The organism is Microbacterium azadirachtae (assembly GCF_000956505.1).
Taxonomy (GTDB): domain Bacteria; phylum Actinomycetota; class Actinomycetes; order Actinomycetales; family Microbacteriaceae; genus Microbacterium; species Microbacterium azadirachtae_A.
The window spans coordinates 1-23,156 of sequence record NZ_JYIX01000020.1 but is presented as its reverse complement, the minus strand read 5'-3'; the positions used below and the strand labels follow the sequence as shown (position 1 = coordinate 23,156).

Annotated in this window: 20 protein-coding genes and 1 pseudogene; 7 read left to right on the top strand and 14 right to left on the bottom strand. The window is 69.5% G+C overall.

What is annotated here, in order from left to right; genetic code table 11:
- Positions 1–51: 51 nt before the first annotated feature.
- Positions 52–651, bottom strand: a complete 600-nt coding sequence (locus RS86_RS01540; RefSeq protein WP_045270448.1) for a 50S ribosomal protein L25/general stress protein Ctc — start codon at positions 649–651, stop codon at positions 52–54.
- A 190-nt stretch (positions 652–841) separates the two neighbouring features.
- Between RS86_RS01540 and RS86_RS21065 the strand changes: the two genes are divergently transcribed.
- Positions 842–967: a hypothetical protein gene (locus tag RS86_RS21065; protein ID WP_258133241.1), complete on the top strand. Its 126-nt coding sequence runs from the start codon at positions 842–844 to the stop codon at positions 965–967.
- Positions 968–1,052: 85 nt separating this feature from the next.
- Here the strand turns inward: RS86_RS21065 and RS86_RS01535 are convergent, their stop codons facing one another.
- The 5 genes from RS86_RS01535 to RS86_RS01515 form a co-directional block, all read right to left on the bottom strand.
- On the bottom strand, positions 1,053–1,760 hold the full coding sequence (locus RS86_RS01535; protein WP_419177690.1) for an ABC transporter ATP-binding protein: 708 nt from the start codon (positions 1,758–1,760) through the stop codon (positions 1,053–1,055).
- Positions 1,753–2,703: an ABC transporter ATP-binding protein gene (locus RS86_RS01530; RefSeq protein WP_082076482.1), complete on the bottom strand. Its 951-nt coding sequence runs from the start codon at positions 2,701–2,703 to the stop codon at positions 1,753–1,755. The genes RS86_RS01535 and RS86_RS01530 overlap by 8 nt, the downstream gene beginning before the upstream one ends.
- Complete coding sequence (locus tag RS86_RS01525; RefSeq protein WP_082076481.1) at positions 2,700–3,905, bottom strand: branched-chain amino acid ABC transporter permease; 1,206 nt, start codon at positions 3,903–3,905, stop codon at positions 2,700–2,702. The genes RS86_RS01530 and RS86_RS01525 overlap by 4 nt, the downstream gene beginning before the upstream one ends.
- Complete coding sequence (locus RS86_RS01520) at positions 3,902–4,918, bottom strand: branched-chain amino acid ABC transporter permease (protein ID WP_045270446.1); 1,017 nt, start codon at positions 4,916–4,918, stop codon at positions 3,902–3,904. The genes RS86_RS01525 and RS86_RS01520 overlap by 4 nt, the downstream gene beginning before the upstream one ends.
- Positions 4,919–5,021: 103 nt before the next feature.
- Positions 5,022–6,242, bottom strand: a complete 1,221-nt coding sequence (locus RS86_RS01515) for a branched-chain amino acid ABC transporter substrate-binding protein (protein WP_045270445.1) — start codon at positions 6,240–6,242, stop codon at positions 5,022–5,024.
- Between the two features lie 383 nt (positions 6,243–6,625).
- Here RS86_RS01515 and gndA point away from each other — a divergent pair, with 383 nt between their 5' ends.
- The gene (gene gndA, locus RS86_RS01510) at positions 6,626–8,080 is read left to right on the top strand and encodes an NADP-dependent phosphogluconate dehydrogenase (protein ID WP_152642031.1); all 1,455 of its coding nucleotides are present in this window, start codon (positions 6,626–6,628) and stop codon (positions 8,078–8,080) included.
- Positions 8,081–8,180: 100 nt separating this feature from the next.
- On the opposite strand, the gene RS86_RS01505 is transcribed toward gndA, so the two are convergent.
- Together RS86_RS01505 and RS86_RS01500 are read right to left on the bottom strand one after the other, a co-directional pair.
- Entirely contained in the window at positions 8,181–8,825 is a 645-nt protein-coding gene (locus RS86_RS01505) for a bifunctional 4-hydroxy-2-oxoglutarate aldolase/2-dehydro-3-deoxy-phosphogluconate aldolase (RefSeq protein ID WP_200892726.1), read from the bottom strand.
- Positions 8,822–9,742 (bottom strand): SMP-30/gluconolactonase/LRE family protein, encoded by a 921-nt coding sequence (locus RS86_RS01500; protein ID WP_045270443.1) that lies wholly within the window; start codon positions 9,740–9,742, stop codon positions 8,822–8,824. The genes RS86_RS01505 and RS86_RS01500 overlap by 4 nt, the downstream gene beginning before the upstream one ends.
- 109 nt (positions 9,743–9,851) lie before the next feature.
- Between RS86_RS01500 and RS86_RS01495 the strand changes: the two genes are divergently transcribed.
- Both RS86_RS01495 and RS86_RS01490 read left to right on the top strand, forming a co-directional pair.
- The gene (locus RS86_RS01495) at positions 9,852–10,769 is read left to right on the top strand and encodes a dihydrodipicolinate synthase family protein (protein ID WP_045270442.1); all 918 of its coding nucleotides are present in this window, start codon (positions 9,852–9,854) and stop codon (positions 10,767–10,769) included.
- Positions 10,766–11,482: an SDR family NAD(P)-dependent oxidoreductase gene (locus RS86_RS01490; RefSeq protein ID WP_045270441.1), complete on the top strand. Its 717-nt coding sequence runs from the start codon at positions 10,766–10,768 to the stop codon at positions 11,480–11,482. The genes RS86_RS01495 and RS86_RS01490 overlap by 4 nt, the downstream gene beginning before the upstream one ends.
- 66 nt (positions 11,483–11,548) lie before the next feature.
- Here RS86_RS01490 and RS86_RS01485 read toward each other — a convergent pair whose 3' ends face one another.
- Genes RS86_RS01485 through RS86_RS01475 form a run of 3 tightly spaced genes read right to left on the bottom strand, consistent with a single transcriptional unit; the run spans position 11,549 to position 14,704 of the window.
- Complete coding sequence (locus RS86_RS01485; RefSeq protein ID WP_045270440.1) at positions 11,549–12,856, bottom strand: ABC transporter substrate-binding protein; 1,308 nt, start codon at positions 12,854–12,856, stop codon at positions 11,549–11,551.
- 55 nt (positions 12,857–12,911) lie between these two features.
- The gene (locus RS86_RS01480; protein WP_235281562.1) at positions 12,912–13,772 is read right to left on the bottom strand and encodes a carbohydrate ABC transporter permease; all 861 of its coding nucleotides are present in this window, start codon (positions 13,770–13,772) and stop codon (positions 12,912–12,914) included.
- Positions 13,769–14,704 carry a carbohydrate ABC transporter permease gene (locus RS86_RS01475; RefSeq protein ID WP_045270439.1) on the bottom strand — a complete coding sequence of 312 codons (936 nt, stop codon included), beginning with the start codon at positions 14,702–14,704 and terminating at the stop codon, positions 13,769–13,771. The genes RS86_RS01480 and RS86_RS01475 overlap by 4 nt, the downstream gene beginning before the upstream one ends.
- A 215-nt stretch (positions 14,705–14,919) precedes the next feature.
- On the opposite strand from RS86_RS01475, the gene RS86_RS01470 reads away from it, so the two are divergent.
- On the top strand, positions 14,920–15,723 hold the full coding sequence (locus tag RS86_RS01470) for an IclR family transcriptional regulator (RefSeq protein WP_045270438.1): 804 nt from the start codon (positions 14,920–14,922) through the stop codon (positions 15,721–15,723).
- 93 nt (positions 15,724–15,816) lie between these two features.
- A complete protein-coding gene (locus RS86_RS01465) occupies positions 15,817–16,977 on the top strand; it encodes a mandelate racemase/muconate lactonizing enzyme family protein (protein WP_082076479.1) in 1,161 nt (386 codons plus the stop codon).
- Between the two features lie 59 nt (positions 16,978–17,036).
- Here the strand turns inward: RS86_RS01465 and RS86_RS01460 are convergent, their stop codons facing one another.
- A complete protein-coding gene (locus tag RS86_RS01460) occupies positions 17,037–20,987 on the bottom strand; it encodes a hypothetical protein (RefSeq protein ID WP_045270437.1) in 3,951 nt (1,316 codons plus the stop codon).
- 173 nt (positions 20,988–21,160) lie between these two features.
- Here RS86_RS01460 and RS86_RS01455 point away from each other — a divergent pair, with 173 nt between their 5' ends.
- Positions 21,161–22,150: an acetylxylan esterase gene (locus RS86_RS01455; RefSeq protein ID WP_045270436.1), complete on the top strand. Its 990-nt coding sequence runs from the start codon at positions 21,161–21,163 to the stop codon at positions 22,148–22,150.
- Positions 22,151–22,228: 78 nt separating this feature from the next.
- Here the strand turns inward: RS86_RS01455 and RS86_RS01450 are convergent, their stop codons facing one another.
- Both RS86_RS01450 and RS86_RS01445 read right to left on the bottom strand, forming a co-directional pair.
- Positions 22,229–22,924, bottom strand: coding sequence for an ABC transporter ATP-binding protein (locus RS86_RS01450; protein WP_152642029.1), 696 nt, complete (start codon positions 22,922–22,924; stop codon positions 22,229–22,231).
- A 30-nt stretch (positions 22,925–22,954) separates the two neighbouring features.
- Positions 22,955–23,156 (bottom strand): annotated as a pseudogene (locus RS86_RS01445) (ABC transporter permease); the annotation flags it as partial.

Sequence of the window (23,156 nt, the reverse complement as noted above, 5' to 3'; positions counted from 1 at the left end):
AAGGGGGCGCGATCCGATCGCGCCCCCTTCGCCAGAAGTTCTAACCGCGGATCACTCCGCAGCGGCGCCCTCGGACGGCGCGGCCGCTGCGGCCTCGTCCTCGGACTCGGCGGCTGCCTGCGCCGAGACGGCGACGATGAGCAGCTCGGGATCGGCGGCCAGGGTGACGCCCTTGGGCAGCTTGACGTCGGCGGCGGTGATGTGCGCGCCCTCCTCGAGCCCCTCGACCGAGACCTCGACGTTCTCCGGGATGTGCGTGGCCTCGGCCTCGACGGCGAGGTGGGTGTTCTCCAACTGCACGATGGTGCCTGCGAACGCCTCGCCCACCACGACGACGGGGAGTTCGATCGAGACCTTCTCACCCTTCTTCACGACGAGCAGGTCGATGTGCTCGATGATCTGGTGCACCGGGTCCTTCTGGACGTCCTTGACCAGGGTCAGCTCGGCGCGACCGTCGATGTCGAGCTCGAGCAGCGCGTTGGCACGACGGATCAGCAGGCCGACCTGGTGGCCGGGAAGGGCGACGTGCACCGGGTCGGTGCCGTGGCCGTAGATGACGGCGGGGATCTGGCCGGCGGCGCGCAGACGGCGGGCGAAGCCCTTGCCGAAGCTGGTGCGGAGCTCCGCGACGACCTTGTTGTCTTCAGACATGCTGTTCTCCTTGTTCACGCGCGGCGCAGGGGCTGCGCGGTGGTCTGGGTGCGTCGTCTCGACATGACGGAAGGAGAGCCAGAGCTCGCCGCGTCGATCACGGATGTGCGCGCACGCGCGTCATCCCTCGCCGAGGACCCCACCATGTTACCCGAGTTCGGCGCGCGCCACTGACGATAGGCTGTACGGCATGACCGATGGTGTATTCCTCTCCGAAGCGCTGGCTTGGCTGATCGGCCTGATGGCGGTCGGTGCGACGGTGCTCTGCTTCGGCGCGCTGTTCTCGCTCGGCCGCTCCGGCTACCGCAAGGACTGACGTACCGCACACGAAGAACCGCGCCGCCCCGAGGGACGACGCGGTTCTTCTCGTGTGTGCGGCCTTCGACAGGCGCAGGGATCGCTCACCCCACGCCGAGGTAGGCCTCCTTGACGGCCGGATCGGCAAGCAGCTCCTTGCCGGTTCCGGTGCGCGTGATCGCCCCGGTCTCGAGCACGAACGCGCGATGCGCCCTGGCCAGGGCCTGGTTCGCGTTCTGCTCCACCAGCAGCACGGTCGTACCCTGCGCGTTGATCTCGGTGATGATCTTGAAGATCTGCCGGATGAACTGCGGAGCGAGCCCCATCGACGGCTCGTCCAGCAGCAGCACGCGCGGCTGCGACATCAGCGCGCGGCCGATCGCGAGCATCTGCTGCTCACCGCCGGACATCGTGCCGCCGAGCTGCTTCTTGCGCTCGTCGAGCCGCGGGAACAGCGAGAACACGCGCTCGTAGGACTCCGAGACGCCCGACTTGTTCTTCAGGCCGAACGTGCCCATGTCGAGGTTCTCCAGCACCGTCATGCCGGGGAAGATCCCCCGACCCTCCGGCGACTGCGAGATGCCCTTGACCACCCGCAGGTGCGCCTTCATCTTGGTGATGTCCTGGCCGTCGAACGTGATGGATCCGCTCGACGGCTGGAGCAGCCCGGAGATCGTGCGCATCGTCGTCGTCTTGCCCGCGCCGTTCGCACCGATCAGCGTGACGATCTCGCCCTCGTCGACCGAGAAGGAGATGTCGTGGATCGCCTTGATCCTGCCGTAGTGGACCGCGACGTCCTTGAGCTCAAGCAGCGTCATCTTCGGGCACTCCCAGGTAGGCGGCGATCACGCGCGGATCGTTGCGGATGGTGGCGGGCAGGTCGTCGGCGATCTTGCGGCCGAACTCCAGCACCACGATGCGGTCGGTGACGCCCATCACGAGCTTCATGTCGTGCTCGATGAGCAGCACCGTGTAGCCCTCGTCCCTGATGGACCGGATGAGCGCCATCAGATCCTCCTTCTCGGCCGGGTTGAAGCCGGCGGCCGGCTCGTCCAAGCAGAGCAGCTTCGGATCCGTCGCCAGCGCGCGGGCGATCTCGAGGCGCCGCTGGGATCCGTAGGACAGATCCCTCGAGCGCTTCTGCGCGTGCTGGGCGATGCCGACGAAGTCCAGTAGCGCCATCGCCCTGTCCACAGAGCTCCTCTCCTCGCGGATGTGCCGCGGGGAGCGGATCAGCGCGCCGGGCACCGAGGTGCGGTGCCGGGCGTCGAGGCCCACCACCACGTTCTCGAGTGCCGTCATCTCGCCGAACAACCGGATGTTCTGGAACGTGCGCGCCAGGCCCATCCGCGTGATCTGGTGCTGCTTGCGACCCTTCACCGACGTCCCCTCCAGCAGCACGTCGCCGCTGGTCGGCCGGTACACGCCGGTCATCGCGTTGAAGCACGTCGTCTTGCCGGCGCCGTTCGGACCGATGAGACCGAGGATCTCGCCGCGCCTGATGTCGAAGGAGACGTCGTCGAGCGCGGTGAGGCCGCCGAACTTGATCGTGAGGTTCTTCACCTCGACGAGCTTCTCGCCGACCGCGACCTCGATCTCGCGCTCGGACTCCGCGCCTTCGACGAGCGGCGGGGCCTCGCCCGGCACGATGTCGGGCTCCGCGCCGTCGTCGAGCGTCGGCTCCGCGGCCGACACGGCGTCGGTCACGGGCTCCTCCGGAGTCGCGTCGACCCTGTTGTCGTTCTCGTCGGTCATGACGCTCCTCCCTCCGTGCGCGGCGTGGGTGCTCCCGGCGGTTCCGCGCCTCTCGGCGTCTTCGGTGGCGCGACCCATTCGATCGCCTTGCGCGAATACGCCATGAGCCGCATCTTCGCCGGGATGAGGCCCTGCGAGCGGTAGATCATCAGGATCACCAGGGCGACGCCGAAGATCAGGTACTTGTAGTCGGCGACGGCCGTGAACCGCAGCGGGATGTACGCGACGATCGCGCCACCCAGGATCGCGCCGACCTTGTTGCCCGTGCCGCCGAGGACGACGGCCGCGAGGAACAGGATCGAGGTCTGCACGTCGAACTTCTGGTTGTTCACGAAGCCGACCTGACCGGCGAACAGCGCGCCGGAGAGCCCCCCGACGCTCGCACCGATCGCGAACGCCCACACCTTGTACTTGAACGTCGGGACGCCCATGGTCTCCGCGGCGTCCTCGTCCTCGCGGATCGCGATCCAGGCGCGCCCGACGCGCGAGCGCTCCAGGTTGCCCGCGAGCAGCAGGATGATGATGAGGATCGTCACGGTCAGCCAGTACCACGGGGTGCCGTTCGAGTTCGCGAAGATCGGGATCCCGTTCGGTCCGTCCCCCGGCGGGCGGCCGACGTTCTGGAAGCCGACCTGGCCCTTCATCGCCGGGATGATGGTCGCCAGGATGCGCACGATCTCACCGAAGCCGAGGGTCACGATCGCCAGATAGTCGCCGCGCAGCCGCAGCGTGGGCACGCCCAGCACGACGCCGAAGATCATCGCGATCACCATCGCCAGTGGAAGCGTCCACAGGTAGGGGATCTTCAGGTACGGCGAGTCGGGGCTGGTGAACATCGCCGCCGTGTAGGAGCCCACCGCGAAGAAGGCCACGTACCCGAGGTCGAGCAGGCCGGCGTAGCCGACCACGACGTTCAGGCCCACGGCGACGAGCGCGTACACGGCCATCGCGAACAGGGCGAGGGGCCAGTCGTTGCCTGGCGCCGTGCTGAGCGGGAAGAAGTTCAGATACGGCATCGCATAGGCGATCGCGACGACGATCAGCATCCACCCCCACTGCGCGGGGCGGGACAGCTCGTTCCAGCGCTCGCGAAGTCCGCGGAACGGTCCGCGGCGCAGGGTGGCGATGGACTCGGTCTCGATCGTCTCTCGGGCCGCTTCTGCCGTGGGCAGCGGGCGGGGCCCGTCGGATGAGGTGCTCATGCCCTGCTCCTTCCGAGAGTGGTGCCCAGGATGCCGGTCGGTCGGACCAGCAGCACGAGGACGAGGATCACGAAGGCCACGACGTCGGCCCACTGGGCGTCTCCGAGCAGGATCTGCCCGTAGTTGCCGACGATGCCCAGCAGGATGCCGCCGAGCAGCGCGCCGCGGACGTTGCCGATGCCGCCGAGCACGGCCGCCGCGAACGCCTTGACGCCGAGGATGAACCCGCCGTTGTAGATGACGCCCGAAGGCACCAGCATCACGTAGAACAGCGCGGCGGCTCCGGCCAGCAGACCGCCGATGATGAACGTGATCACGATGGTGCGCTCCTTCGAGACGCCCATCAGGGTCGCGGTGTCTGGATCCTGCGCCACGGCGCGGATCCCGCGTCCGGTGCGGCTGCGCCGGATGAACATGTCCGTGCCGATCATCAGCAGCAAGGCCGAGACGACGATGATGATCTGCTGGTTGGTGATGATCGTGCCGAACACGTCGAACACCGGCGCCGGGATGAACATCGTCACGGCCGGCTGCGCGTTCGCCCCGCCGATGAACGGCAGGAAGATCAGGTACTGGATCGCGAAGGAGACGCCGATCGCGGTGATCAGGAACGCCAGTCTCGGGGCGTTCCGTTTGCGTAGCGGTCTATAGGCGACCCGTTCGACGATGAACGCGGTGCCCGCGGAGAACACCATGCCGACCACGAGCGCGAGCAGCAGATCCATGATGATCGCCAGCGGCCCGATCGTCGGGGCACTGGGGCCGAAGCCGAGCATCGTCAGGGTGATCACGACGCCGTAGGCGCCGACGATGAAGACTTCCGAATGGGCGAAGTTGATCAGGCTCAGGACGCCGTAGACGAGGGTGTAGCCGACGGCGATCAGGCCGTAGACGGCGCCGAAGGTGAGGCCGTCGAAGGTGGCGCTCCAGAAGTTCTGGAGCAGAGAGTTGATATCGAAATTGATCCAGGACGAGTCCATGTGCACCACGGACTGGGCGACGAGATCGAGCATTCAGTTTTCACTTCCACAGAGGGCGCGACGTTGCGCCGGGAAAGAGCAGGGGCAGGGGATCCCGCGGCACGGAGGAAGCCTCCGTGCCGCGGGATCCTTTCGGTCACTGACCGATCGGACCGATGTAGGCGATCTTGCCGCTGTCGACCTTGTAGCCGTACACGGCGGGCGCCTGCAGCTCTCCCGTGGAGTCCCACTTGTAGTGCTTGCTCAGACCGTCCTTGTCGTAGGTCTTGACCCAGTCCTTGAGGTCGGCGCGGCTGACCTTGCCCGCGTCGATGCCGCTCAGCAGCACGGTGGCCGCGTCGTAGCCCTCGATGGAGTACGTGCCGGGCTCCGCGTTGGAGGCCGCCTTGTACTGGCTCTCGAAGTCCTTCAGCAGCTCGCCCGGGATGCAGGGGCAGGTGAAGAAGGCGTTCTTCGACGCGTCGCCGGCCAGCTTGATGAACTGGTCGTCCTTCACACCGTCGGGGCCGACGAAGGCGCCGGTGTAGCCCTTGGCGACCAGCTGCTGGTCGAACGGGGCGGCTTCGGCGTAGTAGCCGGCGTAGTACACCGCGTCGGGCTTCGCGTTCATGATCTTGGAGATCACGGCCGAGAAGTCCTTCTGGCCGGTGGTGACCTTGTCGCTGCCGGTCTTGGCGGAGCCGAGAGCATCGCTGGTCGCGGTGGCCAGGCCGATGCCGTAGTCGGAGTCGTCCTGCACCAGGTAGACCTTCTTGGCCTTCAGCGTGTCGGTCACGAACTTCGCGGCGGCCGGGCCTTGCTGCGAGTCGTTGCCGAGGCCGCGGAAGAACGTCGTCCAGCCGTTCTTGGTCAGGCCGGGGTTCGTGGCGGACGGGGTGATGTGCACCAGGCCCTGCTGCTCGAAGATGTTCCCCGTGGCCTTCGACTCGCCGGAGAACGGCAGGCCGATGACGCCGACGATGTCCGCCTCGCTGACGGCCTGAGTGACCGGGCCGGTCGCCTTGTTCGGGTCGCCCTCGGTGTCGAACTCCTTGAGTCCGACCTGGCAGCCCGGGTTCGCCTTGTTGTGCTGGTCGATCGCGAGCTTCACGCCGTTGACGATGTTGATGCCGAGCTGGGCGTTCGGACCGGTCTCGGCGCCGATGTAGCCGAGGTTGAGGTTCGAGCACGTCGCCTTGCCGTCACCGGCGGGCAGGACCGCGTCCTTCGGCGTGTCGACCGACGACACGGTCGGGACATCGATCTTGCTGCTGCTGCCGGTCGTCGATGACGTGCCCCCGGCCTGATTCGCGCAACCCGCGAGCAGCAGCAGTGCGGCTGCGGCTGCGACCCCCGCGACGACTTTCTTTCGGATCATTTTGTGATTGCCTTCCGACTCGGGTCATCGACCGCCCCTTGCGAACGTCGATGTCTTCAAGGTGTGGCGAGCGTACCTCCATGTACGCGTCCCGCGCACGACATTAGTCCGACGGCGTCCAGTTTTCGCCTGCTAACGCGGAACGGTTGCTCGGATCGTTACATGCCCCCGCGTGCGTCCGTCGCTGGCGCGGACCCGCGACGGTCCCGCGCCGCTTCATCCCGGAACGCGGGACGCCGTCGCCGACGCGCCCGCAGAGGCGACGCGGATCCGATCGAGAGCACCGGCACCGGCGCGCGCGGCAGCCGGACGCACAGCCCTGACCCCTGCCGCAACAGCGATACCCTGAATCCATCCCCCATCGGACACACGAGGAGATCACCGTGCCCACTGCCGCTGCCAACATCGGAGTCGTCGGACTCGCCGTCATGGGTTCGAATCTCGCCCGCAACCTCGCCAGCCGCGAGGGCAACACCGTGGCGATCTTCAACCGCAGCTACGAGAAGACGCAGGGCGTGCTGGACGCGCACCCCGAGGCCGGATTCATCCCCGCCGCGACCTACCAGGAGTTCGCCGACGCGCTGCAGAAGCCGCGCACCGCGATCATCATGGTCAAGGCCGGCGCGGGCACCGACGCCGTGATCGACGAGCTCGTCAAGGTGTTCGAGCCGGGCGACATCATCGTCGACGGCGGCAACGCGTACTTCCCCGACACCATCCGCCGCGAGAAGGCCGTGCGCGCCACCGGGATCAACTTCGTCGGCGCCGGCATCTCCGGCGGCGAGGAGGGCGCGCTCACCGGTCCTTCGATCATGCCGGGCGGATCCGACGAGTCCTGGGTGACGCTGGGCCCGATCCTGCGCTCGATCGCCGCGATCGCCGAGGGCGAGCCGTGCGTGACGCACGTGGGCCACGACGGCGCCGGACACTTCGTGAAGATGGTGCACAACGGCATCGAGTACGCGGACATGCAGCTCATCGCCGAGGCCTACGACCTGATCCGCCGCGGCACGGGCAAGAACCCGGCCGAGATCGCCGAGATCTTCGCCGAGTGGAACAAGGGCGAGCTGGAGTCGTACCTCATCGAGATCACCGCCGAGGTGCTCCGTCAGGTCGACGCCTCCACCGGCGCGCCGCTCGTGGACGTCATCCTCGACCAGGCCGGCGCCAAGGGCACCGGCGCGTGGACCGTGCAGACCGCGCTCTCCCTCGGCGTCCCCGTCTCCGGCATCGCCGAGGCCACCTTCGCCCGCTCGCTGAGCTCGCACCCCGAGCAGCGCGTCGTCGCCGGCGCGCTCCCCGGTCCTGGCGAGGAGTTCACCGTCCCGGCCGACCAGGTCGACGCGTTCATCGAGGACGTGCGCCTGGCGCTGTATGCGTCGAAGATCGTCGCGTACTCGCAGGGCTTCGACGAGATCCGTGCCGGCGCCGCGGAGTACGGCTGGAACATCGAACTCGGCGCGATCTCGAAGATCTGGCGCGGCGGCTGCATCATCCGCGCGCAGTTCCTGAACCGCATCGCCGACGCCTACGCCGAGACCCCTGACCTGCCGGTCCTGATGGCCGCGTCGTACTTCGCCGAGGCGATCGGCCGCGCCCAGGCCGCGTGGCGCCGCGTCGTCGTGGCCGCCGCGCAGGCCGGGATCCCCGCCCCCGCGTTCTCCTCGTCGCTGTCCTACTACGACGGGATCCGCGCCGACCGCCTCCCCGCCGCGCTCGTGCAGGGCCAGCGCGACTTCTTCGGCGCGCACACCTACAAGCGCATCGACAAGCCCGGCACCTTCCACACCCAGTGGTCCGGCGATCGCACCGAGATCGAGGCCGTCGACACGCACTGACGCAGCCCCGCCGACGAGTCGTCCCCGTCAGCGCACCCTATGGAGTGCGCTGACGGGGACGACTCGTCGGTGGAGGGGCTTGCGTCGGGGGCGGGTGCCCTCAGGGGCGCGCTACGGCCCGACGGAAGGCCGCGGCGCGCGAGGCGAGGGCCGCGAGGTCTCCGGAGGGCGTCGCCGCATCGCCGAGGAGCGGCCCTCCGACGCCGACCGCGAACGCGCCGGCCTCGAGGTACTCCCCCACCGACCCGACGGACACGCCGCCGACCGGGATGATCCGCGCGTGCGGCAGGGGCTCCCTGACGGCACGGATGAATCCGGGGCCGAGACCGGATGCAGGGAACAGCTTCACGGCCGCGGCGCCGAGGTCCAGACCGCGCTGGATCTCCGTGGGCGAGTAGACGCCGGGAAGCACGCCGATGCCCTCCCTGACCGCGTACCCGACGGACTGGCTGAGCGTCGGCGTCACCATGAACTGCGCACCGGCCGATACGGCCCTGTCGACATCCGCCGGGGTGAGGGCCGTGCCGGCGCCGATCATCGCGCCGGCCGGAGCATCCTGGACGACCTGCGCGATCGCCTCCTCCGCCCCGTCCAGGGTGAGCGCGATCTCCAGCGTCAGGACGCCGGCGTCCAGCAGCGTCCGCGCCGCCGCGACCGTGGCATCGACGTCGCTGCCGCGGAGGATCGCGATGAGCCTGCTCTCGCCGAGCCGCTCCTGCAGGCGGCCGTTGTCCACGACGCTCACGAGTCGCTCCCACCGGCCGACGCGTCGCGGTGACCGCCGAGGGGCATCGCGCCGCCCCACGGCAGCGCGGGCGCACCGCCGACCTCGACCCGCACGCCCAGGATCGCACCGTCCGCCGCGGAGGGGCGCGGCAGCCCGATGCTCGCGGTCGTGATCACCAGCAGGTCGTCGACGAGGGCGACCGCGGTCGGCCTCGTCGCGGGGAGCGCGATCGTCTCATCGAGCGTCCCGTCCGGCGAGTAGCGGCGCACCTCCCCCGCATCCCACACCGCGACCCAGAGCATCCCCTCCCTGTCGATCGTCATGCCGTCGGGGTTCCCTCCGCCGACGGCGCACACCGTGCGGCGACGAGACAGAGTGCCGTCCGGCGCCACGTCGAACGCCTCGATGCTGCGGTGCGGCAGCGTGTCGATGTAGTACATCGTGGATCCGGTGCCGTCGAAGACGAGGCCGTTGGATACCGTGACCCCGCCGAGGCGTTCGACCGCGACCCCGTGCTCGTCGATGCTCCAGAGGGAGCTGTGCGGATCCCGCGGCATCGACTGGCTGCCCACCCAGAAGCGCCCGGAGGGATCGCAGGCCCCGTCGTTCATGTAGTCCTCCGGTGCGGCGAGATCCACGACGACGGACGTGATGCCGCCCTCATCCGCCACGTGGACCACCCCGCGCTCCGTCGCGACGATCCATCCCGCCCCCGCCTCGATGAGGGGCGCCGGCGCGCCGATCTTCGCCCCGACGAGCACGGATCCGCCCTGCAGCAGTCGTCCGCCCTCGATGCGCCCCCGGTGAAAGCGCCCTGTCGCCATGTCGATCCAAGCCAGACCGCCGTCCCTGCCGTCCCAGCGCGGCGACTCGGCCTGTACGTATCGTTCGTCGGAGATGATCTCGACGGTTCGGGAGCGGGGTGAACGCGACATCCTTGCCCTCTTTCACTGGTAGGCGATAACCGTTATGTGGCAGACTATCTCACAATATGCATACCTCTTGCGCGAATAGCGATCCGATGATGAAGCGGGGAACCTGCCGATGACTTCCACCCTCCACGGCTTGATGCCGATCCTGGCCACGCCGTTCGATGAGGCGGGCGCGCTCGATCGCGCCGGCCTCCGGCGACTGGTCGACTTCGAACTCGCCTCCGGCGTCGACGGCGTGGCCGTGTTCGGGATGGCGAGCGAGGGCTTCGCGCTGACGACGGAGGAGCGACGCGCGATCCTCGACGATGTCGTCTCGGTCGTCGGCGGACGCGTCCCCGTCATCGCCGGCGTCAACGGCACCTCGACCGCGACGTCGATCGAGCAGGCCCTCCTCGCGGAGGAGGGCGGCGCCGACGCGCTCATGGTGCTTCCGCCGTTCATGGTGAAGCCGGCCGCGGCCACGCTCGTCGACTTCTACGGAGAGGTCGCGGGATCCACCTCCTTGTCCGTCATGGTGCAGGACGCCCCCGGTGTCACCGGCGTCGCCATGACGCCGGGACTCATCGCCGAGCTCGCCCGTCTCGACGGCGTCGACTCCGTCAAGGTCGAGGCGCCGCCCACCGCCCCCAAGGTCGGGGCCGTCGTCGATGCGCTCGGCGGGACGGACTTCGCCGTGCTCGGCGGCCAGAACGCCCAGTTCTGCCTGGAGGAGTACGCGCGCGGCGCCGTCGGCACGATGCCGGCCTGCGAGTTCCCCGACCTGCTCGGCCCCGTGCTGGCCGACTTCGTCGCGGGGCGCGTCGAAGAGGCGCGCGCGGGCTTCCGTCGTATGCTCCCTCTCGTGCTGATCGGACTGCAGGGCGGCATCGCGTGGGCGGTGCACAAGGAGGTGCTGGTGGCGCGCGGGATCATCGAGCACGCCACCGTGCGCTACCCGGCGGCCCGCCTCGACGCCGGCAGCCGTGCCGCCGTGCACCTCGTCCTCGAGGAGCTCGCCCTTCCTCCGCTGCCGACCGCGGTGCGCGTGTGAGCAGTCGTGTGCTGCTGATCGGCGGCGGATCCGACATCGGCATCGCGATCGCGCGCGCGTTCGCGGAGCGCGGCGACGCCGTCGTCGGCGTGGGACTGGAGCCGACCGTCGATCCGGCCTTCGCACGCTTCCTCGTCGCCGACTGCAGCCGCCCGGAAGGCGCGGAAACGGCTGTCTCCGACGCGGCGGCCGCTCTCGGAGGAATCGACGTGGTCGTTCTCGCGGCGGCGCGGATGCCGATCGGCCGTGCGGAGGCGACGAGCGACGAGGACTGGCGCGGGGCGCTCGGGGCGACCCTCGACTCGGCGTTCTTCGTCGCCCGCGCGGCGCTGCCGCTGCTCGCGCCGGGCTCGTCGATCGTGGCGGTCACCTCGGTCAATGCCACGCTCGCGGCTCCTTCCCTGCCCGCGTACGCCGCGGCCAAGGCCGGCGTCGAGGCGCTCATGCGGCAGCTCGCGCTGGACTACGGGCCCCGCGGGATCCGCGTCAACTCGGTGCAGCCGGGGAGCATCTCCGCCGCCGACACCGGCGAGACCGAAGGCTACCCGCTGGGCCGGATCGGGCGCCCGGAGGAGGTCGCATCGGTCGTCGCCTTCCTCGCGTCGGAGGGCGCGTCGTTCATCACCGGAGCGACGATCCCGGTCGACGGGGGGCTCTCCATGTCCTCCCCGGCCTCGTGGCTGAAGCCGGTGCTGCGTGACCGCTGGCTCTGACCACCGTTCCGAACGAACACGAATGCCGCGCCGGAGATCCTCCGGCGCGGCATTCGTGTTCGAGGCTCAGGAGTTGGAGTCGAGCAGCCCCTGCACTTCCTTCTTCAGGGCGTTGAGACCGGCCTGGACATCCACCTGGCCGGCGAGGATGGTCGCGACACCGCCGCCGATCGCGGCGTCGATCTGCGCCGTCACCGCGACGCGATCCCAGGCCGCGGCCCGCGCGTGCTCCGACACCTGGGTGCGGAACGTCCCCTGGAACTTGTCCGCCGCGAGCGCGGGGATCTTGTCCGCGACGCTCTTCGCCGCGGGCGCCACGGCGGACCGCTCGTACAGCGCCGTCGCCGCCGCGACATCGGTCGCCGCGTACTTGATGAACTCGCGGCTCGTGACCTCGCCCTCACCGGCCGTCGCGAACAGGCCGCTGCCCCAGGCGCGGTTGTACGACTTCTTGCCGTCGACCGTGGGGCGCGAGATCGCGCTGACGTTGTCGACGATGTTCTGCGCCGCGCCGTTCTTCTTGAGGAAGGTCGGGACGAGCGGCGCATCGTCGTAGAGCGCCGCCCGCCCGCTCGCGAACAGGATCCGGGCGTCGCTGCGGGCGACGTTGGTCTGCGTGAGTCCCGCATCCATGAGGGACTTGTACCAGGTGATGGCCTTGACGCTCGCCGCGTCGCCGATCGTGCACTTCAGATCATCCGTGACGACCTCGCTCCCGAAGCCCCACATCCAGTGCACGGCGTCCTTCAGGTCAGGGTTCTTCGTCACGGCCGCGTACGGGATCAGCGAGGAGTCCTGCGCCTTGATCTTCTCGAGCGCCGTCGCGAACTGCTCGACGGTCATGCCGGACTTGATCCCGACGCTCTTGGCGATCTCGCCGTTCGTGGCGATGCCGATGCCCGAAGCGGTCAGCGGCAGCACGAGCAGCTTGCCGTCCTTGGTGTAGGAGTCGAGGACGCCCTGGGGGATCCCGAGGCCCTTGGCCAGCTCGGTCAGATCGGCGAGCAGGTCCATGGGAGTGAGCACCTGCCACCCGCCCGACTGGCCGACGCCGAGGAGCTTGCCGGAGCGGCCCGTGAGCGCGAGCTGGGTGGCGGCCTGGTCGTACGGGTAGATCACCGGCGCGACGGTCACCCCTGCGTCCTTGGAGAACCCGTCGATGATCCCCTGCCAGGCCGGCTTCAGCGCTTCCTCGCCCAGCGAGTTGCCGTAGAAGTTGATGGTCTTGGCCTTGGTCGCGGCATTCGCCGTGGCGCCGGGGGGCGTCGCGGCCGGGGTCGCGCAGCCGGCGAGCGCGAGGACGCCGAAAGCGGCCAGGGCGGTGCCGCCGCCGAGGAAGGCGCGACGACTCAACTGCGAGTTCGGGATGTTCATGGGCACAGCTCCTTCAGGGACAGATCGGGAATCAGGGTGTTTCGGGGACAAGCGGCTAGCCCTTCACCGCTCCGGCGGCCAGGCCGGAGACGAAGTAGCGCTGGAGGACGACGAAGATGATGACGAGTGGGAGCGAGGTGATCAGGGAGGCCGCCATGAGCGCCGGCCAGTCCGCTGTGCCCTCGTGGATGAACGCCTGCGTGAGGCCGGCCGGCAGCGTCTGCTTGTCGGGACCTGCGAGCGTGAGCGCGAAGAGGAGGTCGCTCCACCCGCGCATGAAGGCGAACATCGCGGCGGTGATGAGCCCTGGCACGACCAGCGGGAAGACGATCCGGAACACGGTGGCGGTCCGGGAGAGCCCGTCGACCTTCGCGGCCTCGAGGATGTCGTCCGGAAGGCCGTCCATGATCCCCTTGAGCAGGAAGACGGTGAGCGGCAGCGTGAAGGTCGTGAACGAGAGGATCAGGGCCGCATACGTGTACAGCAGGCCGGCGGAGCTCAGCATCAGATACAGCGAGATGAGCAGCAGCGCACCGGGGATCAGCTGACCGATGAGGAACATGAACATGATCGCGTTGCGTCCGCGATAGCGGAACTTCGAGAGCGAGTAGGCCATCAGCCCGCCGACGAGCACGGCCAGCAGCGCGGTTCCGCTCGACACGATGATGCTGTTGCCGAGGTTCTTCAGAAGGGCGTCGTTCTGGAAGAAGCCGACGAAGTTCTCGATCGTCGGATCCACGGGGAAGAACGGCCGGTTCTGGGCGAACACGTCCTCCTTCTTCGTGAACGCCGTCGCCGTGAGCCAGTACACCGGAAGCAGGCCGAACAGGGCGAGCACGATGAGGCCCACGCGCCCGGGGACGGACAGATGAGGGCGGATGATCCCCTCGCCGACGTCGCGGTTGCGGCGCATCATTTCTCCAGTCGTCGGTTGAGGAGCAGGTATCCGCTCGAGATGATCGCGAGCAGGACGAGCCAGAGCGCCCCCATCGCGGAGGCCTTGCCGAGCTCGTAGCTGCCGAAGGCGAGGTGGTAGAGACTCACGGCGAGGGTCGTGGTCGAGTTGCCTGGCCCCCCGCCGGTCATGACGAAGATCGTGTCGAAGTTGCCGAAGTTGTAGATGAACTCGAGCACGGCGACGAGCGTGACGGGGCCCGCGATGTGCGGCAGCGAGATGTAGCGGAAGCGCTGAGCGCGGGTCGCGCCGTCGATCGTCGCGGCCTCGATCTGCTCGCTGGGCAGCGTCTGCAGCACGGCGAGCGCGACCACCATGATCCAGGGGAAGGAGTGCCAGGTCTTCGCGATGATCACGGCGGCCATCGCTCCGACGGGATTCCCGAGCATGCTGATCTCGGGCAGGCCGAGCAGCGTCAGGATGTGGTTCACGACGCCGTAGCTGTCGTTGAAGATCCACGCCCAGAGGAACGACACGACCACGCCCGGCAGCAGCCAGGGCAGCATCAGCGCGCCGCGAAGGACGGTGCGGCCGCGCATCCGGGAGTTCAGCAGCATCGCAAGGGCGACGCCGAGGAACAGCGGGAAGACCGTGGACAGCGAGGCGAACACGAGCGTCGTACCGAGTCTCGCCACGAACTCGTCCCAGATCAGCGCGTAGTTGTCGAAGCCGACGAACGTGCGCTCCGGACGCAGCAGGGACTGGTCGTAGAGGCTGGTGCCGATGCTCGAGACGAGCGGGAAGATCGCGATCACGAGGAACAGCAGGACCGCAGGAAGTGCGATCATGAAACCGAAGGTGCGGTCCTTCGCGCCCAGCGTGGAGCGGCGTCCCGAGCGCGGCGGCGGGACCTGCTCGCGGATCTCTGGCCGCTCGAGGGTGGCTTGTGGCATGGCATTCACTTTCCGGGTGGGGTGGACCCTGCGGTCCCCTGCACGTCGTCGTCGCAGTCGTCGACGATGACGTGCAGTCAGTCAACCACAATGCGGATGCGAAATCCACAAAATGCATAAGACACCCACATTTGCCTTGCCTGGCATCAACAGTCTCATTAGGATGACTGGCAACGGCTTCGCAGATGCGGTGGCCGCTGGGAGGAGAAGTCGCGATGGCATCGGAATCGGTGGGGGGCACCCAGACCGTGGAGCGGGCGATGTCCCTGCTCGCCTGCTTCACCGAGGAGTCGGGTGAGCTGCGGGTCTCCGAGCTCTGCACGCTGACGGGCCTCGGGCAGTCCACCGTCTCCCGCATGATGTCGGCCCTCGACCGGATGAAGTTCGTCGTCCAGGACGGCCGGACCGGTCTGTACCGGCTCGGGCCGGCGGCGGTCGCCCTCGGGACGATCGCGCTCAACGGCTCGCCGATCTTCCGCGCGTCGCGGCAGATCGCGCAGAACCTGGCCCGCCGGATCGAGATCGGCGTGAACGTCGCCGAGCTCAGCGGCTTCACCTTCACCTACCTCTGCAACTTCGAGGGCGCGCTCGCCCCGAAGTCGTTCGCGATGGCCGGACGCACGGGCCCCCTGCATGCCACGGGCCTCGGCAAGGCCCTGCTGTCCGGAATGACGTCCGAGAAGGTCGACGAATACTTCGAGCACTCCCCTCAGCGCTTCACCCCGCACACGATCGTCGACCGCGACGCCATGCAGGTCGCGCTCGACGAGAGCCGCAGCCGTGGATACGCGACCGAGATCGAGGAGCTCGCCTTCGGGCGCGCCTGCATCGCGGCGCCGATCCACAACAGGGCGGGCGAGATCGTCGCGGCGCTCTCGGCGAGCGGACCTCTCTCCGTGCTCGACCTGCACGCCCCGCACCAGGAGCTCGCACTGCAGCTCATCGAGGCGGCGGACGAGATCTCGGTCGCCCTCGGCTACAGCCCCTCCCGCTCCGCGAGCGCCTTCGCGGCGCTCTGACCTGCCGCCGCGATCCGATCGCGGCGCCCTGAAGCTCATCGCCGCGGCAGACGCCGTCGGCCTCCTCCCCCACGACTGTCTTCGGAGACCCTTGTGAAGATCACGCGCGTCCAGACGTTCCCCCTCTTCCTGTCGAGGGAGGATGCAGATGACTCCTATGCGGGCGACACGGGCGTGGCCCATCGCGGCTACGTCATCCGGCCGCCGTGGCGGAGCCTGTACTCCCCCGGCTACGAGACGCTCCTCGTCAAGATCGAGACCGACGAGGGGCTCGTCGGGTGGGGCGAAGCACTCGCCCCCGTCGCCCCCGAGGTGGTCGCTGCGGTGGTCGATCACCTGCTCGCCCCGCTCATCCTCGGCGAGGATCCGCGATCCGTGCGGACGCTCTGGCACAGGATGACCGAGTCCATGCGCGAGCGCGGGCATCTCACCGGGCACCAGGCGGATGCCATGGCGGCGGTCGACATCGCGCTCTGGGACCTCTGGGGGCATGCGACGGGCCTCTCCGTCTCCGAGCTCGCGGGCGGCCGCTTCGCGGAGATCCTGCCGACCTACGTCTCCGGGATCCGCGGGAACGACGATGCCGAGCGCGTCGACAAGGCGACGGCGTTCGTCGAGTCCGGCGTGCGGCGGATCAAGCTGCATCTCGGCACCGACATCCGCACCGATCTCGCCACCTATGACGCGATCCGTGCGGTGCACCCGGATCTCGACCTCGCGCTCGACGCGCACTGGACCTACCGGCTCGGCGAGGCGAAAGCCCTGGGGCGCGAGCTGGACGACCGCAGGGCCTGGTTCTTCGAGGCGCCGCTGGCGCCGGAGGACGTCGAGGGCCACCGCGATCTCGCCGCGTCGCTCGCGACGCCGATCGCGATCGGCGAGGCGATGCGCAGCCGTTTCGAGTTCACCGACTGGCTCGCCCGCAGGGCTGTCGGCCTGACGCAGCCCGACATCGGCCGTACGGGCATCACCGAGGGCCTCGCGATCGCCGCGGTCGCGGACGCGTTCCACGCGCAGGTCGCACCTCACCATTCCGCCGCCTTCGGCCTCGCCATGGCCGCGGGGGTGCACGTCGCGGCGAGCGCCACCTCGCTGCTCGCCTTCGAGTACCAGCCGTTCACGCTGCCCGTCGCCAACCTCATCCTGACCACCCCGCTCGAGGTGCGACCGGATGGAGGGTTCATCGTCCCCACCGGCCCGGGGCTCGGCGTCACGGTGGACGAGGCGGCCGTCGCGCAGTTCGTCCGGCGCTGACCGCACAGCACCCGAAAGAGGGGTGGACCGGAGCCGCGCTCCGGTCCACCCCTCTTTCGTCAATCCCCGACCCGCACGAACTGCGCGGCGCTGACCCGGTGGATGCTCGTGCTGCGGACCTCCAGCCGCACGACGCCGGGAGCGCCGGCGTCGTAGCGGAAGGTGCCCAGCACACGCCAGGCGGCCGCGCCCTGGGTCTGGTCCACGATCACCTCGCTGCTGCCGCCCTGGTGCTCGACGACGTAGGCCGCCGACGTGGTCGTCGTCGGATTGGTCGGGTACCAGACCGAGACGCGGTAGAGACCCGGCTGCGGAAGGTCCGCCTTCCAGGTCACCGTGCTGCCGACGGAATCGGTGTCGCTGTACCGCGTGCGCGTCCCGTTCCAGCCGGAGAGACCGCTCGGATACCACCGTCCGGTCTCGAGGTACCCGGGCCAGGGCGACTGCGTGTGCACGATCACGCCTTCGTCGGCCATCCGCACCAGGACCCCTCGGCGCAGGGTCTGATCCAGCCTCGCCTCGAATCGCGTGCTCGATCCCGGAGCGACGCCCACCCCTGCCGTCACGGTCCAGGTGTGCGTCAGATCGGAGCGCGGCGGCACGACGACGGCCGCGTCCCGCTGATCGATGGTCCAGCCGGTGGCGCCGTAGAGGGCGAGCGTGCCCTGGAGCGGCGTCACGCCGGTGTTGATCACCAGGGCGGTCAGCTTCACCGTCGCCCCTGGGCCGCTGGCGACCTCGGTGTCCGATGCGAGCGAGACGAGCCGGCGCCGATCGATCACCTCGATCGACGCGGGCCTCAGCGTGACGGGCGTCGCCCCCGGCACCGACAGGGATCCGGCGACCTGAACCTCCCCGAGCGCGGCGGATGACGCGATCACGACCGCGGCCTCCACGCGGACCGTCGCGTGCGCGGGAGCCGTGATCGCCGGCACCGTGCCGTCGAGCTGCCACCCGCTCGGCAGGGTCAGCCCGACGCTGCCGGCGATCGGCTGCGCCGTCCCGTTGCGCACCTCGATGATCAGCGGGACCCGGTCGCCTGCCGTGCCCGTGGCCTGGGCGACCACGTCGCCCGAGACCTCCGTGCCGGGGCCGGCGAGCCGGGCCGGCAGGCGCAGCGTGACCTCGGCCGTGGTCGCCCCGCTGGCCGAGACCGTATAGGCGAACGTCTTCGCCGGGTCGTCCACCGGGATCGTCCACTCGTAGGGATACCCCTTGGCGGGCGCCTGCTGCGCGGCCTGTCCGCCGATCCGGTAGGAGAGCGTCGCCTGCTGCTCCGTGTCGATCTGGACGTACGCGTCGTACCCCTGCCCGCCGGGGCGCACCAGCAGCATCCCGCGGACCAGTCCGTAGTCGGTCGCCGGATCCGAATCGACCTCGCGGAAGCTGTCAGGACCGTGGTCGGCGATGTCGTCGAACGGCAGCCCCGGCCGCTGCACCGCCACATCCCGGACGATCAGAGCGAGCAGTCCGTGCCCCGGCACGGTGACCGTGACCCGGCCGTCGACCGCGGCCTGGGAGGAGCGGGTGCCGTCCGCGGCGACCACCTCGACCGCCGGCGCTGCGGTGCGCGGCAGTCCGGTCAGCTCGCCGGCGAGGTCGACGACGACCTGCTGGGCGTCGGACGCAGAGTTCGTGAGGCTGAGGTAGAGCGCGCCGTTGCCCACGCCGGCGATCCAGTTGATCAGCGGGTTGTCCAGCCCGATCAGGCCCGCCGGGAAATACGGCCACACCCCGGTCTCGCCGAAGAACGAGCCGGGCGCGTGGCCGTAGGCGAAGAACTTGAAGTAGGCGAAGTCCGCCTCGAAGACGTGCGGGAACTCGATGCTGCCGGAGCTGCGGTAGAAGCTCTCGCTGATCAGATAGTCCATGGCGAGACCCAGCTGCGCCGGCGCGTGATGGAAGTAGTACCCGGTGATCCCGACGGGACCGCTCGTGGCGAAGTCCGGCTTCATGTGCGCGACCTGGAACTGCCGGCCGTAGTAGCCGGGGTACGTCGTGAATCTGCCGATCACCATGTTGTGCGCGACGTCGGCCAGCAGCGAGTCCCCGGTGTGGTGGGCGAGGCGCAGCAGCGCGCCGGCCCAGCACGGATTGAAGACGTACCCTCCGCCGGGATCCGTCACGGCGCTCACCCCGAGCTTGAACGACGAGAGCGCCTCGAAGGTGAGACCCGAGGGAGAGACGTACCAGGCCGGGACGGTCTCGGTCGCCACACCCGTGACCGGATACGGCGGCAGCGATGAGCGGGACTCCCAGTCGTACTGCTGCGTGATCACGTGGCCCACCGGAACCGTGACGGTCTGGTCCGGCACCGGCCGCACCGCGGTCTGCGTGATGAATCGCTGCACCTCGCGATGCGCTCCCTCCAGGAACACCGCCTCCCCGGTCACCTCGAACAGCTCGAGCAGGTCGACCCAGTACTTGGAGAAGCTGTAGGCGAAGCCGCCCGGCGGCTGGCCGTTGCCGCGATAGGGCGTGAGGATCTGCTCCTGCACGTAGCGGCGGCCGATCAGGCTCGCCTCCGCCAGATAGGCGGGATCCCCGGTGGCCCGATAGGTCGCGAGAGGGACGGCGAAGGGCGCACGGCTCTGCCCCACGACGCCGGACTTCGTGGCCTGCACCGCGAGTCGCTGGATCCCCGCGTTCCGCCCGTGGGTGAGCTGGTAGAGGGCCGTCAGGTTCACCGCATCCGTGGGGATGCGGCCGAGCCGGTACTGCGTCTTGTCGTTGTAGACCGGGCTGCCGATGACCGGCGAGTGCCCGATCCCCTTGCGCGACACCTGGTACTCGATCAGCGGGCGAGCGCGCCGGTCGTACAGGGTGCCGCCGGTCTTGCCCGTGAGATAGTGCGCGGAGAGCACCACCCCGCTCGCAGCAGTGCGGACGGCGTCCTCGTTCTCCACGTCGACGAAGCCCTTGGCGCGGTTCCACCAGCCGGAGAAGGACGGGATGTAGTCCGTCGAGTCGTCCCCGGCAGGCTCGACGGCGATCAGGTCCGCCATCGCATGCACGGCGTCGGTCAGCGATCGCTCGTAGACGTTGCGCCGATATGCCGTGAGCCCGTACTCGCCGCGGCACAGCGCGGTGTACGCGTCGTAGAGGGCGCCCGCCTGGGCGGCCACGCCGAACGCGAAGCCGCGCTCCTCCCCTGCCGCCATCGCCGTGCGGAGCCCGGGCTGCGGCGAGTACATGCAGGGCACGAGGTCGAGGCTGTCGTTGCGCAGGCTCATGCCGTAGGGCTGTCGGTCCGACATGAGCTGCCGCTCGTGCACGAACTCCGCGACCTCGGAGGGCAGGTAGACGCCGGAGGTGATCGGGATCCCTGCAACGGCGTACTGCGTGAGCGCCATCGGGGCGAACAGCTCCCATGCCCCGAGCGGAGCCGAGCCGTCGAGGACCGACAGCGCGTGCTGGTACGAACCGCACAGCACCTCGTCGAGATCGTCGAGCGACCGGGCGTCCTGGCTCTGATAGCCGACGATGTAGTCCCCGGCGTTCTTCGCGGTCAGCACGTGGTGGGCTTCCGGATTGTCGCCTTCCAGCCGCCAGCGCACGACAAGCTCGATGTCGTCCGTGCTGGTGCGCAGCTCGATCGCCTGCGGGCCGAGCACCTGGAAGGAGGTGAATCCCAGCCAGCTCGGCGCCAGCGGGCCGTAGAGCTCCGGCGCGCTGCCGGACGGCAGCGCCCCCTTCAACACCACCCACTGCTCGTCGAAGCGGTGCGCGGAGTCCGTCACGGGGAGCCATCCGCCGTCGTGCGCGATCTCGAGATCGCGGACGATGGTCGCCCCTCCGTCCCACGTGGCCTGGAAGAAGGTCATCCGGTGGTTCGTCCCGACCAGCTGCGCGACCTGGGTCACCGCCAGGTTCGGCTTGTCCAGCCGCCGCAGCGCGTCCGCGTAGGCGCCGGTCGCCGTGGGGAGCTCGGTGGCCGCGGCCGACGAGCCGCCGGCCTGCGCGCCGAGGACCGGCGGGAGCACGCCCGCGATCACCAGCATGCGCAGCACGGATCGCCGACTCCACTGCAGGGAGCCCTCGTCATCTCTCGCACTCTTCCTTGCAATCATGATGCATATATTGCAATCCATATGCGATGATGTCAATGGATCCTCTCGCAAGGACGCGAATGCCGGCTGCGCGGCAGTATCGAGGAGGAACGCAACAGGTGAGGAGTCAGCCGGTGCCCGGCGGAACACCCGAAGAACTGACCGAGTATTCACTCGGAGCACTGCTCGTGCCGACGCCGGAGCAGCCGGAACCGGACGACTTCGACCGGTTCTGGCAGTCGACCTTCGAGGAGTTCGGCACCGGCGCCGTCGCGTGGCGGACCGTGCGGGAGGGGGACGCGACGCCGACCCATCGCGTGAGCGAGATCCGCTTCGACTCCTCCGCGAACGAGCCCGCCACCGCGTTCGTCATGGTGCCGCACGCGGCGTCCGCCATTCGGCGCGGCCTCGTGGTCGGGCACGGCTACGGGGGCCGCACGGGCCCCGACGTCGAGCGCGTGCCCGCGGACACGGCCGCGATCTTCCCCTGCGCGCCGGGGACCCACCCCGATGCCCCCAGCCGCTTCCCCGCGCTTCCCGCCGAGCACGTGCTGGCGGGCATCGCGCACCGGGACACCTATTCGCTCCGCTTCGCCGCGGCGGACGTCTGGCGCGCGGCGACCGTGCTGCTGGACCTGGCTGCTCCCACCGCGGGCGCCCTCGACTTCAGCGGCAGCAGCTTCGGCGGCGGTATAGGGGCCATGGCGCTTCCGTGGGACGCGCGCTTCCGCCGCGCGGCACTGGACGTCCCCAGCTTCGGCGCGCACGCGATCCGGCTCACCCGGCGCTGCACCGGGAGCGGAGAGGCCGTCCGGACGCATCTCCGCACGCATCCCGAGGCACGTTCCACGCTCGACTACCACGACGCGGCGACCGCGGCCCGCCGCCTCCGCCTGCCGGTGCACGTCGGGGCCGCCGTGCTCGATCCCGCGGTCGATCCGCGCGGACAGTTCGCGGTCTACCACGCGCTCACCGGGCCGCGGCGGCTGACGGTGCGGGCCAACGGGCACATCGACGGCCCGGAGGGCCGGCTCGCCGACGCGCTGGCCCTGCAGGCCTCGATCGACTTCCTGGCGCTGCCCGACGACCGGCTGCTGGGCGAGACGAGCACCGGCCCGCTCTGAGCGCCTCTCCATATCCGAGTCGTCCCTGTCAGCGCGCCCCAGAGGGTCCGCTGACAGGGACGACTCGCCGGTGGAGGGTCACACCTCGGTCAGGCGGCCGTTCTTGAGCCGCAGCCGACGGTGCGCGCGCTTCGCCACCGCCGAGTCGTGCGTGACCACGATGAGGGTCAGCCCCTCTGCGCAGAGCGACTCGAGCAGCACCAGGATCTCGTCGCGCATCTCCTCGTCGAGGTTGCCGGTGGGCTCGTCGGCGAGCAGCACGCGCGGCTTCTTCACGATCGCCCTGGCGATCGCGACCCGCTGCTGCTGGCCGCCGCTCAGCTCGCCCGGCAGATGATCGCCGCGGTCGGCGAGGCCCACATGCGCGAGAGACTCGTCCACGCGGGCGCGGCGCTCCTCGGCCGGGATCTTGAGCGGCACGAGCGCCATCGCCACGTTCTCCCTCGCCGTCAGCGTGGGGATGAGGTTGAAGCCCTGGAACACGAATCCGATCTCCTCGGCGCGCAAGCGGCCGAGTTCGCGGTTCGACGCGGTGGACAGCTCGGTGCCCCCGAGCGCGAGCGATCCGCCGGAGGGGCGATCCAGGGCGCCGAGCAGCTGCAGCAGCGTGGACTTCCCCCCGCCCGTCGGGCCCTGGATGGTGACGAACTCGCCCGCCCTGATCTCGGCGGTCGCGCCGGCCAGCGCCGTGACCGTGCGTCCCTTCGTCCGGTAGGTGCGGGTGACGTCGGTCAGCCGGTACAGCGCCTGCGGCTCGGTCTCGATGATGCTCATGTTGTCGTCTCCAGTTCGGGTGAATGGGTGTCAGGCGGCGGACCGCAGTGCTTCGGCGGGGCTCAGCCTGGCCGCCCGCCATCCGCCGATCGCGCCGGCGACGAGACCGCCGAGGATCGCGAGGCCCACGGCCGCGACGAGGATCCCCACACTGAGGGGCGCGTGCAGCACGACCGCCTGCGCGGCCTCGCCGAGGCCTCGGAAGGCGCCCCCGCCTCCCCCGCCCTGGAAC

Coding starts and splice junctions, on each gene's coding strand:
- RS86_RS01540 (WP_045270448.1), bottom strand. CDS start 651: ATGTCTGAAGACAACAAGGTCGTCGCGGAGCTCCGCACCAGCTTCGGC.
- RS86_RS21065 (WP_258133241.1), top strand. CDS start 842: ATGACCGATGGTGTATTCCTCTCCGAAGCGCTGGCTTGGCTGATCGGC.
- RS86_RS01530 (WP_082076482.1), bottom strand. CDS start 2,703: ATGACCGACGAGAACGACAACAGGGTCGACGCGACTCCGGAGGAGCCC.
- RS86_RS01525 (WP_082076481.1), bottom strand. CDS start 3,905: ATGAGCACCTCATCCGACGGGCCCCGCCCGCTGCCCACGGCAGAAGCG.
- RS86_RS01520 (WP_045270446.1), bottom strand. CDS start 4,918: ATGCTCGATCTCGTCGCCCAGTCCGTGGTGCACATGGACTCGTCCTGG.
- RS86_RS01515 (WP_045270445.1), bottom strand. CDS start 6,242: ATGATCCGAAAGAAAGTCGTCGCGGGGGTCGCAGCCGCAGCCGCACTG.
- RS86_RS01500 (WP_045270443.1), bottom strand. CDS start 9,742: ATGTCGCGTTCACCCCGCTCCCGAACCGTCGAGATCATCTCCGACGAA.
- RS86_RS01495 (WP_045270442.1), top strand. CDS start 9,852: ATGACTTCCACCCTCCACGGCTTGATGCCGATCCTGGCCACGCCGTTC.
- RS86_RS01485 (WP_045270440.1), bottom strand. CDS start 12,856: ATGAACATCCCGAACTCGCAGTTGAGTCGTCGCGCCTTCCTCGGCGGC.
- RS86_RS01480 (WP_235281562.1), bottom strand. CDS start 13,772: ATGATGCGCCGCAACCGCGACGTCGGCGAGGGGATCATCCGCCCTCAT.
- RS86_RS01475 (WP_045270439.1), bottom strand. CDS start 14,704: ATGCCACAAGCCACCCTCGAGCGGCCAGAGATCCGCGAGCAGGTCCCG.
- RS86_RS01470 (WP_045270438.1), top strand. CDS start 14,920: ATGGCATCGGAATCGGTGGGGGGCACCCAGACCGTGGAGCGGGCGATG.
- RS86_RS01450 (WP_152642029.1), bottom strand. CDS start 22,924: ATGAGCATCATCGAGACCGAGCCGCAGGCGCTGTACCGGCTGACCGAC.